Annotated in this window: 10 protein-coding genes; 6 read left to right on the forward strand and 4 right to left on the reverse strand. The window is 58.9% G+C overall.

Annotation, left to right across the window (positions count from 1 at the left end):
• The first annotated feature begins 62 nt into the window (after positions 1-62).
• On the forward strand, positions 63-392 hold the full coding sequence (locus TM5383_RS00355) for a DUF1491 family protein (protein WP_058317064.1): 330 nt from the start codon (positions 63-65) through the stop codon (positions 390-392).
• A 54-nt stretch (positions 393-446) separates the two neighbouring features.
• On the forward strand, positions 447-1,166 hold the full coding sequence (gene recO / locus TM5383_RS00360; protein ID WP_058317065.1) for a DNA repair protein RecO: 720 nt from the start codon (positions 447-449) through the stop codon (positions 1,164-1,166).
• Positions 1,167-1,173: 7 nt separating this feature from the next.
• Here the strand turns inward: recO and TM5383_RS00365 are convergent, their stop codons facing one another.
• Positions 1,174-1,716 carry a TetR/AcrR family transcriptional regulator gene (locus tag TM5383_RS00365; protein WP_058317066.1) on the reverse strand — a complete coding sequence of 181 codons (543 nt, stop codon included), beginning with the start codon at positions 1,714-1,716 and terminating at the stop codon, positions 1,174-1,176.
• A gap of 88 nt (positions 1,717-1,804) precedes the next feature.
• Complete coding sequence (locus tag TM5383_RS00370; RefSeq protein ID WP_058317067.1) at positions 1,805-5,017, reverse strand: reductive dehalogenase; 3,213 nt, start codon at positions 5,015-5,017, stop codon at positions 1,805-1,807.
• A 297-nt stretch (positions 5,018-5,314) separates the two neighbouring features.
• Here TM5383_RS00370 and TM5383_RS00375 point away from each other — a divergent pair, with 297 nt between their 5' ends.
• Positions 5,315-6,637, forward strand: a complete 1,323-nt coding sequence (locus tag TM5383_RS00375) for an NAD(P)-dependent oxidoreductase (protein ID WP_058317068.1) — start codon at positions 5,315-5,317, stop codon at positions 6,635-6,637.
• 20 nt (positions 6,638-6,657) lie between these two features.
• The gene (gene preA / locus TM5383_RS00380) at positions 6,658-7,965 is read left to right on the forward strand and encodes an NAD-dependent dihydropyrimidine dehydrogenase subunit PreA (protein ID WP_058317069.1); all 1,308 of its coding nucleotides are present in this window, start codon (positions 6,658-6,660) and stop codon (positions 7,963-7,965) included.
• A gap of 71 nt (positions 7,966-8,036) precedes the next feature.
• Here preA and TM5383_RS00385 read toward each other — a convergent pair whose 3' ends face one another.
• Positions 8,037-9,077 carry a zinc-dependent alcohol dehydrogenase family protein gene (locus tag TM5383_RS00385; RefSeq protein ID WP_058317070.1) on the reverse strand — a complete coding sequence of 347 codons (1,041 nt, stop codon included), beginning with the start codon at positions 9,075-9,077 and terminating at the stop codon, positions 8,037-8,039.
• A 20-nt stretch (positions 9,078-9,097) separates the two neighbouring features.
• Entirely contained in the window at positions 9,098-9,748 is a 651-nt protein-coding gene (locus TM5383_RS00390) for a TetR family transcriptional regulator C-terminal domain-containing protein (protein WP_058317071.1), read from the reverse strand.
• A gap of 258 nt (positions 9,749-10,006) precedes the next feature.
• Here TM5383_RS00390 and TM5383_RS00395 point away from each other — a divergent pair, with 258 nt between their 5' ends.
• Positions 10,007-11,257, forward strand: coding sequence for a Zn-dependent hydrolase (locus tag TM5383_RS00395; RefSeq protein ID WP_058317072.1), 1,251 nt, complete (start codon positions 10,007-10,009; stop codon positions 11,255-11,257).
• A gap of 101 nt (positions 11,258-11,358) precedes the next feature.
• Entirely contained in the window at positions 11,359-12,822 is a 1,464-nt protein-coding gene (hydA, locus tag TM5383_RS00400; RefSeq protein ID WP_058317073.1) for a dihydropyrimidinase, read from the forward strand.
• Positions 12,823-12,880: the final 58 nt, after the last annotated feature.

Raw genomic sequence — 12,880 nt, forward strand, 5'->3', positions numbered from 1 at the left:
AATGGCGATTATACTTGTTACGTTGCTAAAACTTACGTCGTGAAATCGGGGATGTTTAATCCATGCGTTTGACCGCCCGTATTTGGGTTGATGCCTACCTTACCCGTTTGCGCCTATATGACATCCCTGCTTTCGTGGTGGCGCATGGGGACGACACCGCTGGGGCGGTGCTGGTAAAGTTGAACACACTGGACGGGCAGGCGGCATGCTACCAGCGTTCGTTTGACCTGATGACGGGGCAGCGGATGTGGATGGAACTGTCTGCAGGCGAAGAGCGTGACGTGGACGCCTCAATCGCCAAACAGCGCAGTTTTGACCCTGATCTCTGGGTGGTCGAGGTAGAGGATCGTGCTGGTCGGCATCTGCTGGATGAGCCGGGTTTGGCAGATTGATCCGGCTTGCGCATCCGGCCTTGCAGAGCGGGGCCTGAGAGGCAACAGTGCATCATGGAATGGCGTGATCAGGGCATATTGCTGGCGGTGCGCAAGCATGGCGAAACCTCTGCGATATTAGAGGTTTTTACCCCCACGCGCGGCATTCATGCAGGCATTATGCGCGGTGCCACCAGCCGCAAGATCGCCCCACACCTACAACCGGGCGCGCAGCTGGATGTGCAATGGCGCGCACGGCTTGAGGATCACATTGGCAGCTACACTGTGGAGCCGCTGCGCAGCCGCGCGGCGATGGTGATGCAAGACCGTCAGGCACTGGCGGGGCTGAATGCGGTTTGTGCGCTGTTGGTGCATTCTTTGCCAGAGCGTGAGGCGCATCCCGAATTCTACGAACGCACCAAAGCGCTATTTGATATTCTGGACGAACATGAGCTGTGGCCGCTGGCCTACCTGCGCTGGGAAGAGGCACTGCTGGAGGAGTTGGGCTATGGCTTAGACCTTAGCCAATGTGCGGTGACGGGCAAGACGCAGGATCTGGCCTACGTGTCGCCCAAAACGGGCCGCGCCGTATCGCGCGAGGGGGCGGGCGAATGGGCGGACCGGTTGCTGCCCTTGCCCTTTGCGCTCAAGGGTGGGTTGGATCCTGACCCGCGTGAGGTGGCACTGGGCCTGCGCACCACGGGGCATTTTTTGCAAAAATCGCTGGCGTCGGGCACCCGGGGTCGTCCACTGCCAGAGGCGCGTCAGCGGTTTATTGATCGATTGCTGCGGTAGCGCGCGTTCAGCGCAGGGACATGACCAGGTCAATCAACGAACCCATTGGTGCGTTGTCTGTCTGCGGTAGCTCTTTCAGTCCGACAGAGGCGGCCAGAATCAGCTGCGCCCAATCAGGGTTGGAGATCCCGCTTTCCTGCAATAGGCCATTCAATAGATCCAGTCGCAGGCCGTCGACCTTGGTCAGCCGTTCTGCAACTGTTGGCGCATCTTTGGCCCACGCACGAATGAGGCGCTCGGGGTTGGTATCTGCGGTGACTGTGCTGCTGTAGTCGGTAATGCCTGCAGCTAGCCTACGTAGTCGGGCGCCTGCGTTCGGCTCTTCCTCAATGACTGTGGTGAGGGCGGTCAGCGCCTCAGCTTCCCACACATCGAGCATGGCGGACTGAAAGGCGGCGACATCAGCGAAATGCCAATAAAAAGATCCCTTGGAGGTGCCCAGCCGTCGCGCCAGCGGTTCTGCCTTCAACGCACTGGGACCGCCTTCTGTGAGGGCGGTAAAACCGGCTTTTAACCAGTCAGCTTTGGAAAGGCGTGTTTTGCTGGTCATACCGAAATGCTACGGTGCAGCATAATATTTTGCAACTGCAGAATGAAGCCCGCGCGAAATTGTCACGCGGGCGTCACTGTTTTGGGGCTCACAGATCAATTTCTACCTCGCCGCCCGCCTCAGCTGCGCGGGATTGGCACAGGATAATGCTGTTTTCACGTTGGGCGTTGGACAGGACATAGTCGCGATGCTCTACCGCGCCTGAAACCAAGCCACATTTGCACACGCCGCAGATGCCGTCGGCGCATTTCACATCCACATGCACGCCGTTTTCAATCAACACATCGCTGGCGGTTTTGTATGCAGGTACGTCCAGACGACGGCCATCGCGCAGTTTTAGGGTGAAGGGGTGGTTTTCATAATCTGGTTGATCAGGAACGTTGAAATATTCCAGATGGCGGGCATCCTCAGGAAAACCCTGACGCTCTGCCGCTTCCATCACGCCCGCCATGTAGCGATCCGGCCCGCAGGTGTAGACATGCCATCCATCGCTGTAACCGGACAAGATCGCGTCCAGATCAGCGCGGGTGCCTTCAGCGGAGAAGTGATAATGCACTTTGTCCGCCCATGGCATTGCGGTCAGATCCGCCAGATAGCCCGCACTGTCGCGGCTGGAGCAGGAATAATGTAGCGCAAAATCACGCCCCAAAGCGTGCAGGCGATGGGCAAAGGCAATCATCGGCGTGATGCCGATCCCGCCGCCCATGAGGAAAGTCTTTGTCGCTTCCTCCACCAGTGGGAAGTGATTGATGGGTTTGGAGATGAAGACCTTGCGCCCTTCTTCAAAGATCCGGTGCAACAGGGCAGAGCCACCGCGCCCCTCATCCTCTCGCAATACACCGATCTGATAGCTGGCAGTGATCGACGGATCGCCGGACATGGAATACTGACGCAAAAACTCTGGCGCGACCAAGACATCCAGATGGGCACCAGCGGTCCAATCCGGCAGCGGCGCGCCGTCTAGGGTGGTGAACTCATACTTGGTCACATCAGCGGTCATCGCCTCCACCTTGCTGACCGCGACGCGGATCACGGGTGCGTCGGCAGTGTCCACCTGATAACGGTGCAGCATGGTGAAATCGCCTGCCGCCAATCGCTTACGGTATTCCTCTGCCGGTATCATCGCCTGATACGCGGCAATCCCGGCCTCGCGATCCATGGGAAAGGGGTAGGGCCACGGCGGCGGGGCCAGATGGGCGGGGTAAACCGCCAGCGTCTGATCCTCATAGCGCAGGTCCAGATCGGTTTGCAGGCCACGGCGGTTCAGGGGGTGTTTGCTAGGATAATAGGCGCCATCCTCAGACAGCTCCAAATCCCACCACCACTTCTTCACATCGTTGAGGCCGCCATTGCCAAGGCGATCATCCAGCTTCGCCAATACCGGCGCGGCAGCGGGGATGTTGGAGGCGGCCCAGCGGAACGGCGCCTCTGAAAACAGCCCCTCTAGGTTCCACGGGCAGGTTTTCATGCAGCGCCCACACATCGCCCCGCCCGGTGTGGTGATCCGGTAGGTTGCACATTTCTGGCTGTCTGATTTCCAGATCTCATAGCCGTTGAACATCAGCTTGGGTCCAGCGGTGATTGCGCCGGATGGACATTCGCGGGCGCATTTGTTGCAGCTTTCGCAGAACTTTTGCAGGCCGAAATCAATCGGCTTGTCATGCGCCATCGGCATGTCGGTGGTCACCACGCCGGATTTCAGGCGCGGGCCTAGGTAGGGGTTCAGGATCACCTCGCCAATGCGGCTGACCTCCCCCAAGCCGCTCAGCAGCAATAGTGGCGGCTGCAGCACCTCACCATCCATCACCGTGTGGGCCTTGGCCGAATAGCCAAGGTTGCGGATCTGCTGTGCGATCACCCCACCCAAGAGCGAAAAGCGCAGGTAGGCCCGCATCGACTGCGCCACCGCGATCCAGTCATCGCCCGATGATCCCTCCATCGTTTCACGGCCCTGATCAATGATCATCGAAATGGCGTTGCCGTGGCGCGGGGTGATCTCTTCGCCCGCAGCATCATGGCTGTACCACGCAAAATCGGGACAGCGGCTCAGCCCCACCGCATCGGCGCCCAGGAAGTAGCTGGTCGCCTTGATGTTGAGCGCATTGCGTTCGGCATCTGTGGGGCGTGAGCCGTCTGGATTCGGATCGCCGTTCTGGATGACAACAAAGGCACCAAGGGCACGGCGTTGCGCAAAACTGGGCGCGGATTTGCGCACGTAATGGCCATTTTTCGTGGCCTCCTGCACATGCTTGCCCATGTCACCAAAGAGGGCGCGGGCAAACATATCGGTACGTTTGGGCACGCGGGCCACATTGGGTTCGTCAATATAGGTGGTCGGATCCTCCACCCGTTTCAGCCGTTCAAACGGATGGCCCCCATCGGCAAAGCGCCGTTTGGCAAAAGGATCACGGTTCAGCGCCGATTTTTCACTGCCCATCCCCAGCATCCAAGCGGGACCGGACGTGGCGCGCCATGGCTGTTGCACCATCGGGGCCAGTGGTTGATCGGTCGCGACTGGCAATGTGCAGGTCACGGCGGCCAGACCAAAGCGCCCACCCAGCCATGGCGCGATCAGTTGGCCATTTTCGACCGTGGCCAGACCGGCGGCGACGGCCATTTGGTTCAGATCCACATCCGATGATCCCCCCGAATGCGCCTTGGCCCCCCATCCCAAAAGCCGGATGTAGTTTGCCAGAACCGCCGCCGTTTCATTGGCGCGCAGGCAGGCGCGTTGCGCTTGCGCGTCCTGTATCCAATCGGTGCCCGCCTCATCTCCATCAGGATCGCGGGGATATTCATATAGAAAGACCAGCGCAAATTCGTGATCGCTGATGGATGAGGGCGGGGCGGCCATCGCCTCTTTCAGCTCTGCCATGATCATGTCGATGCCGGAGGCCAGCGTTTTGGTCTGGCGTGTCTGCAGCGCCTCGGCCAGCCGGGCGATGTCGGGGTTCAGCACAGGCGCAGGCAGGCGCGCGCTGTCTGGCAGGCGGCAGATACCAACCATGCTGGCGTCGTTGAAATAACCAAAAGCCTTCAGATGGTTGGCACGTTCCTGTGGGTCGCTGGGAATGTCGGATTGAAGCCGGTTCACCCCACCATCGCGGATCGCATCCAGCATCGCCTGGTATTCACCCATTGCGTTGACGATGCTTTCCGGCGCATCGGTGCGGCGAAAGCTGACCGGCTGCCATGTGGGTACCTTCGACAGGTCGACTTTTTCCAACCGCTTCAGTCGTTCCAAAGGGTAGGGACCAAGGTGAACTGGACGATCCTTGCCAGAGAAAAAGCGCAGTCCCATCGTGGGCCTCCTTCGGGGTCAAATGGCGTGATCCGGCCCCAAATGGTGTGCCGCTACGCGACAGTTGTTGTGGGGGCGGAATGGCTGTCTGGGACAGGCAGTAGCGACTGCGGCAAGGTGATAAAATCCTCATCAATGAGGAGGTCTTGGCCCGTGTTTGAGATGGCTGAAATAATCTAATGTTCTGATATTATTTGTTTTTCCAAAATGCCTAAATTTTACCATTTGGAAAAAAACAAAATGAGTGCAAGCTGAGTCGCAAAAATAGAGACAAAACCAAGCTCAGTGGAGGTACACATGACTTCGAACGCGCTGACGCCAGGCATTGTTGCAGGGCGGCTTCCTTCGGGGGATCTGGCGGATAATTTTTCCGATCTTCATCCCCCTCTTGACGATCACGAGGCGCTGGTCGCTGCGGATCGTTGCTATTTTTGCCACGACGCGCCGTGCATGACGGCCTGTCCAACCGATATCGACATTCCCCTGTTTATTCGCCAGATCGCTACTGGCACGCCCGAAGCGGCGGCGAAAACGATTTTGGAACAGAACATTCTGGGCGGCATGTGTGCCCGTGTTTGTCCGACCGAAACCCTGTGTGAACAGGTCTGCGTGCGTGAAACCGCCGAAGGCAAACCGGTGGAGATCGGTAACCTGCAACGCTACGCCACCGATACGCTGATGGCAGCGGGCGTGCATCCCTTCACCCGCGCGGAGCCCACTGGCAAACACATCGCTGTTGTTGGCGCTGGCCCGGCGGGTCTGTCCTGCGCTCACCGTCTGGCAATGAAGGGACATGACGTCACCATTTACGACGCCCGCGCCAAAGCAGGTGGTCTGAACGAGTTTGGCATCGCCGCTTACAAATCCGTCGATGGGTTCGCGGAAAAAGAGGTCGCTTGGCTGATGCAGATCGGTGGTATCACCGTGCAGCATGGCAAAGGGCTGGGCACTGGCCTGTCGCTGGATAAGCTCAAGGCGGATCATGACGCTGTTTTCCTCGGCATCGGTCTGGCAGGCGTGAACGCATTGGGCGTTGATGGTGAGGATAAGGATGGCGTTCTGGACGCGGTCGACTTCATCGCTGAACTGCGTCAGGCGGACGATCTGGCAGAGGTCGCCATTGGCCGCGACGTTGTGGTGATCGGCGGCGGCATGACCGCTGTGGATGCAGCCGTGCAGGCCAAACTGTTGGGCGCGCTGAACGTCAGTCTGGTCTATCGCCGTGGTAAGGACCGGATGAACGCATCCGCGTTTGAACAAGAGTTGGCGGCGACCAAAGGCGTGCGCATCATCACCAATGCCTCACCCAAAGCGGTGATCGGCAATGGTGCGGTGCAAGAGATCGAATTCGACTACACCGACGACAGCCTGCAGCCCACCGGCGAAACCGTGCGCCTTGCTGCCGATCAGGTGTTCAAGGCAATCGGTCAGCAGTTGGGCGGCGATGATCTGCCTGCGGTCGAACGTGGCAAAATCACCGTCACCGATGGCGGGCGCACCAGCCTCAAAGGTGTCTGGGCCGGGGGCGATTGTGCCTCGGGCGGGGATGACCTGACCGTGACCGCCGTGGCCGAGGGCCGCGATGCAGCCGAAGACATTCACGCCGCCCTGTCGGCGTAACCGAGGAAGGAGATAGCACAATGGCCGATCTCACCAGTGAATTCATCGGGATCAAATCCCCCAATCCGTTCTGGCTGGCCTCTGCGCCGCCGACTGACAAGGAATACAACGTTCGCCGCGCCTTTGAGGCTGGCTGGGGCGGTGTGGTCTGGAAAACCCTTGGCGCCGAAGGGCCGCCTGTCGTCAACGTAAACGGTCCGCGCTACGGCGCGATCTGGGGCGCGGATCGTCGCCTGCTGGGCCTCAACAACATCGAACTGATCACCGACCGCCCGCTGGAAACCAACCTGCGAGAGATCAAGTCGGTGAAACGCGACTACCCGGATCGCGCGGTCATCATCTCTCTCATGGTGCCCTGTGATGAGGAAAGCTGGAAAGACATCCTGCACCGCATCGAAGACACCGGCGCTGACGGGGTAGAGCTGAACTTCGGCTGTCCGCACGGGATGGCGGAACGCGGCATGGGATCTGCCGTGGGGCAGGTGCCGGAATATATCGAGATGGTGACATCTTGGGTAAAACAGTATTCCAAAATGCCCTGCATCGTGAAGTTGACGCCAAACATCACCGACGTGCGCAAACCCGCCGAGGCCGCGCTGCGCGGTGGGGCGGACGCGGTTAGCCTGATCAACACCATTAACTCCATCACCTCGGTCGATCTGGATGATTTCGCGCCCGAACCCACCATTGACGGCAAGGGCACCCACGGCGGCTATTGCGGCCCAGCGGTGAAACCCATTGCGCTGAACATGGTGGCCGAAATCGCCCGCAGCCCTGAAACCGCGAACCTGCCGATCTCTGGCATCGGGGGTGTGACCACTTGGCGCGACGCGGCAGAGTTCATGGCGCTGGGCGCAGGCAACGTGCAAGTCTGTACGGCGGCGATGACCTACGGGTTCAAAGTGGTTGAGGAAATGATCTCGGGTCTTAGCGACTACATGGATCGCAAGGGCATGACCTCCACCAGCGAATTGGTGGGCCGTGCGGTGCCGAATGTGACCGACTGGCAGTATTTGAACCTGAACTACGTGACCAAGGCCAAAATCGATCAGGACGCCTGCATCAAATGCGGCCGCTGCTACGCTGCCTGCGAGGATACCAGCCACCAGGCGATCGACATGTCAGAGGATCGCACATTCACCGTCAAAGACGACGAATGCGTGGCCTGTAACCTCTGTGTTAACGTCTGTCCGATCGAAAACTGTATCACCATGGAACAGGTCGCCGCCGGTCAATTGGACGAGCGTACCGGTGAAACAGTGCCTGAGGAATACGGCAACTGGACCCAGCATCCCAACAACCCCTCGAATGTGACAGCGGCTGAGTGATCGCTGAGTGATAGAAAGATCAAAGCCCCCGCCTGTCATCGGTGGGGGCTTTTGCGTTTAGGGATGGGATCTTAGAATTCTGTAATCACCGTCGCGCCGACGGATTGGAATTTGTCCATCGCCATGAGGGCATTGGGCGCCATCGCCAAGGAAATCCGGTCACCAACCAGCCGTTCGGGGGCCAATTTGCCGGACTGGATCATTGCTAGAATCGCGTCATATCTATGCGCCTGCATACCATGAGAACCGAGGATTTCCAGCTCTTGCCCGATCACCTTGGCCATGGGCACTTGTGGTGACGTATGCTCGCCCAACATCAGACCGACTTGCACGTGTTTGCCGCGCGGACGTAGGTTAAGGATAGAATTGTAGCATGTCGTCGGGTGTCCCAGTGCATCAAGTGACACATGCGCACCGCCACGGGTCAGTTCCATTACGGCCTCCGGCACATCGGCAACCGTTGCCCCGTTCACACAGGCCACCGCGCCGAGGTCACGCGCCAGCGCCAGTTTTGCCTCATCGATATCCACGGCAATGACGTTCGCGCCCAGTGCATTGGCAATCATGATCGCCGATAGTCCCACGCCGCCACAGCCATGGACCGCGACCCACTGACCTGCGCGTGTTTGCCCCTGATCGACCACCGCGCGGAAGGACGTTGCGAACCGACAGCCTAGGCTGGCTGCCGTTGCGAATTCCATCTCTTCTGGCAGTGCAACTAGATTGAGGTCTGCCTGATGGATGGCCACATACTCTGCGAAAGACCCCCAATGGGTGAACCCAGGCTGTTCTTGATTGTGGCAAACCTGCTGATGACCTGCGTGACATTCCGAACAACTGCCGCAGCCTGCGATAAAGGGCACGGTGACGCGGTCCCCAACCCGCCAATTGCGCACATCATTCCCAACGGCTGCCACTGTGCCAGCCAGTTCGTGACCGGGGACATGAGGCAGGTCGATGTCGCTGTCATGCCCCATCCAGCCGTGCCAGTCAGACCTACACACGCCAGTTGCCTCTACCTTGATCACGACACCATGCGATTCGGGTGTTGGATCGGGCAGGGTGGTTAGTTTGGGCGCTTCAGCGAACTTTTCAAACAGCACGGCTTTCATTGGGCGGATCCTTTGGTAAATCAGGGCGTCAGCAATTTTCGGAACAACGTGTCCAGATAGGCATCAGCACCCTCGAATGGGTCTTCGTCACTAGGGCTAAGGACATCAATCTGCACCTCGAAATCCGCATAATGCTGCGTGGTCGCCCAGATTGAATAGAGCAGGTGACGCGGGTCCACGGCAGCCAGCTTACCCTCGTCCATCCATTGACGCAGCAGGGCGGTTTTTTCATCGACCAAAGGTTTCAGCCCGCTTTCCAGATGCGGTTTCATCCGTGGGGCGCCTTGCAGGATCTCATTCGCAAACAGGCGGGATTCGCGGGGAAACTCGCGGCTCATCTGCACTTTGCGATGGATGTAGCCCATCACCTCTTCCAGCGGGTCGCCGTTTGGATCCAACTCTTGCAGCGGGTTCAGCCATGTCTCCATCAGACGGTTCAGCAACATCACATGGATCGCTTCCTTGCCGTCGAAATAATAAAGCAGGTTCGGCTTTGACAGCCCCGCCGCTTTGGCGATCTGATCCAGTGTTGCGCCGCGAAATCCGTGGGCGGAAAACACGTCCAGCGCTGCCTCCATAATGCGGGTGCGATTGCGCTGTTGAATGCGGCTCAGCTTCTTTTCGCCGCTCTGTTCTGCGGGGGCGGCAATGGGTGTTTCGCTCTGCGTCATCGGGACCTCGGATTGCTGTGCCAACAAAATGATCTTGCGCTGATTAGTTGGTCATCTTGGCACAGTCGATGGAAGAGTTTTCTTGACAGGTGCCCTTACGTTGGCAATCGTCAATTTACCAAGTGGTAAAAATTCAGCAAGAGGGCGCCGCTCTCCAGCCAGAAAAGGCCGAGAAACAAGGTCTATGATCAAAGCCCGTCAGAGGTTGCATAGACTAGCGGCGTCCCTCTTCACCCACCAATGGAGAGGGAGAACGGCATGTCTGCGCCGGGTGAAAATCTAAAAATTAATGGCGACCGTCTGTGGGACAGTCTGATGGAGATGGCCAAAATCGGCCCCGGTATCGCCGGTGGCAACAATCGCCAGACCCTGACCGATGAAGATGCCGCAGGTCGCGTCCTGTTCCAAAGCTGGTGCGAGGCGGCGGGTATGACCATGGGTGTGGATACGATGGGCAACATGTTTGCCACCCGCGCCGGCACTGATCCCGACGCCTTGCCGGTCTATATGGGCAGCCATCTGGACACCCAGCCGACAGGCGGAAAATACGACGGTGTTCTGGGCGTCCTTGGTGGGTTGGAGGTGATCCGCACCCTGAACGATCTGGATATCAAGACGAAACACCCCATCGTGGTCACCAACTGGACCAACGAAGAAGGCACACGTTTTGCCCCAGCGATGCTGGCATCGGGCGTGTTTACAGGCCGCCACACGCAGGATTGGGCCTATGACCGCGTGGACGCAGAGGGTAAACGCTTTGGGGATGAGTTGCAGCGCATCGGTTGGGTTGGTGACGAAGAGGTCGGCGCGCGCAAGATGCACGCGATGTTTGAGCTGCATATCGAACAGGGCCCGATCCTGGAGGCCGAGGGTAAGGATATCGGTGTCGTCACCCACGGTCAGGGCCTGCGGTGGATCGAATGCACCGTGACCGGCAAGGAGAGCCACACCGGGTCCACCCCGATGCCAATGCGCAAGAACGCCGGGCGCGGTTTGGCCCGCATCACCGAACTGGTGCATGAGATCGCGATGAAACATCAGCCCAATGCGGTGGGCGCGATCGGTCATGTGGATGTCTACCCGAACTCGCGCAACATCATTCCGGGCAAGGTGGTTTTCACCATCGACTTCCGCTCTCACCTGCAAGAGGTGATTGACGCGATGCTGGCCGAGTTTTCTGAGAAGGCGCCGAAGCTCTGTGAAGAGATCGAGGTCGGTCTGGAGTGGGAGATTGTCGGCCAGTTCGATCCGCCCGCGTTCGATGAGGGCTGTGTAAGTGCCGTGCGCGACGCGGCGGAGCGGTTGGGCTATTCGCACATGGATATCGTATCCGGCGCGGGCCATGACGCCTGCTGGATCAATGATGTGGCACCCACCGCGATGATCATGTGCCCCTGTGTGGATGGCCTCAGCCACAATGAGGCCGAAGAGATCAGCAAGCCATGGGCGGCAGCGGGCACTGATGTGATGTTGCACGCGGTTCTGGAAACCGCGCAGGTGGTTGAGTGATCAGTACGCAGTGATCAGTTGAAAAGGCCGGGGGCGCTGCCCCCGGACCCCCGGGATATTTAAGAACGATGAAACCGGGGCAGTTTCAGGGAGAAAGACAAATGACAACCAAAGTGATCAAAGGCGGCACAGTCTGTACCGCAGACCGCACTTGGAAAGCCGATGTGCTGATCGAGGGTGAAGTGATCAAACAGATCGGTGAGGATCTGAAGGGCGATGAATATATCGACGCCGAAGGTGCCTATGTGATCCCCGGCGGGATTGATCCGCACACCCACCTTGAGATGCCCTTCATGGGCACCACTGCTGCTGAGACGTTCGAGAGTGGCACATGGGCGGCAGCGACGGGCGGCACCACCATGCTGGTCGATTTCTGCCTGCCGGGTGAAGACGGATCGATCAAGAACGCGATCAACGAATGGCACCGCAAATCCGCGCCACAGATTTGTGCCGACATTGGCTACCACATGGCGATCACCGGCTGGAACGAGACCATCTTTAACGAGATGAAAGATGCGGTCGATATGGGCGTCAACTCGTTCAAGCACTTCATGGCCTACAAAGGCGCGCTGATGATCGAGGATGACGAAATGTACGCCTCCTTCAAGCGCTGTAAGGAGCTGGGCGCGCTGCCGATGGTGCATGCGGAAAACGGCGATCTGGTGGCCGATCTGCAGCAGGAAATGCTGGCCAAGGGGATCACCGGCCCCGAAGGCCACGCCTATTCCCGCCCGCCGGAGTTTGAGGGCGAGGCCGCGAACCGCGCGATCACAATTGCCGATGCCGCCGGAACCCCCCTCTACATTGTGCATGTCAGCTGCGAACAGGCGCATGAGGCGATCCGGCGCGCCCGTCAGAAGGGGATGCGCGTCTATGGGGAACCGCTGATCCAATTCCTGACATTGGATGAGAGCGAGTATTTCAAAGGTGACTGGATGCATTCCGCGCGCCGCGTGATGTCGCCGCCGTTCCGGTCCAAGGATCATCAGGACAGCCTGTGGGCCGGTCTGCAATCGGGCAGCCTGCAGGTGGTGGCGACGGATCATGCCGCCTTTACCTCGGAGCAAAAACTGATGGGCAAGGACAACTTCTGCCTGATCCCCAACGGATCAAACGGGCTGGAGGAACGGTTGGCCGTGCTGTGGACCGAAGGGGTGGAAACCGGCCGTTTGACGCCGAACGAATTTGTTGCCGCGACCTCCACCAATGTTGCGAAGATCCTCAACATCTACCCCAAGAAGGGTGCGATCGTTGAAGGGGCGGATGCCGATATCGTGGTGTGGGATCCGAAAATCAGCAAAACCATTTCGGCATCGAACCACCATTCTGTCCTTGATTACAACGTGTTCGAGGATTTCCAGGTCAAGGCGCAGGCGCGCTATACCCTCAGCCGTGGTGAGGTGATCTGGGCCTGGGGCCAAAACAGCCAGCCGCAGCCCGGTCGTGGCCGTTTTGTGCCGCGCCCTGCCTTCAACTCGGCCTCGGTTGCGCTGTCCAAGTGGAAAGAGACAACCGCGCCCAAGCAGATCAACCGCGATCCGATGAATATTCCCGCAGGGATCTAAAATTGACCACGCCCCGAACCCTGTTCGGGGCGTTTATCGTTGACCCTTACGGCTAAGA

This window comes from Thalassovita mediterranea, assembly GCF_001458435.1.
GTDB classification, from domain to species: domain Bacteria; phylum Pseudomonadota; class Alphaproteobacteria; order Rhodobacterales; family Rhodobacteraceae; genus Thalassobius; species Thalassobius mediterraneus.

Excerpts from the sequence above, each read along its gene's own strand:
- TM5383_RS00355 (WP_058317064.1), top strand. The coding sequence starts at position 63 with ATGCGTTTGACCGCCCGTATTTGGGTTGATGCCTACCTTACCCGTTTG.
- recO (WP_058317065.1), top strand. The coding sequence starts at position 447 with ATGGAATGGCGTGATCAGGGCATATTGCTGGCGGTGCGCAAGCATGGC.
- TM5383_RS00365 (WP_058317066.1), bottom strand. The coding sequence starts at position 1,716 with ATGACCAGCAAAACACGCCTTTCCAAAGCTGACTGGTTAAAAGCCGGT.
- TM5383_RS00370 (WP_058317067.1), bottom strand. The coding sequence starts at position 5,017 with ATGGGACTGCGCTTTTTCTCTGGCAAGGATCGTCCAGTTCACCTTGGT.
- TM5383_RS00375 (WP_058317068.1), top strand. The coding sequence starts at position 5,315 with ATGACTTCGAACGCGCTGACGCCAGGCATTGTTGCAGGGCGGCTTCCT.
- preA (WP_058317069.1), top strand. The coding sequence starts at position 6,658 with ATGGCCGATCTCACCAGTGAATTCATCGGGATCAAATCCCCCAATCCG.
- TM5383_RS00385 (WP_058317070.1), bottom strand. The coding sequence starts at position 9,077 with ATGAAAGCCGTGCTGTTTGAAAAGTTCGCTGAAGCGCCCAAACTAACC.
- TM5383_RS00390 (WP_058317071.1), bottom strand. The coding sequence starts at position 9,748 with ATGACGCAGAGCGAAACACCCATTGCCGCCCCCGCAGAACAGAGCGGC.
- TM5383_RS00395 (WP_058317072.1), top strand. The coding sequence starts at position 10,007 with ATGTCTGCGCCGGGTGAAAATCTAAAAATTAATGGCGACCGTCTGTGG.
- hydA (WP_058317073.1), top strand. The coding sequence starts at position 11,359 with ATGACAACCAAAGTGATCAAAGGCGGCACAGTCTGTACCGCAGACCGC.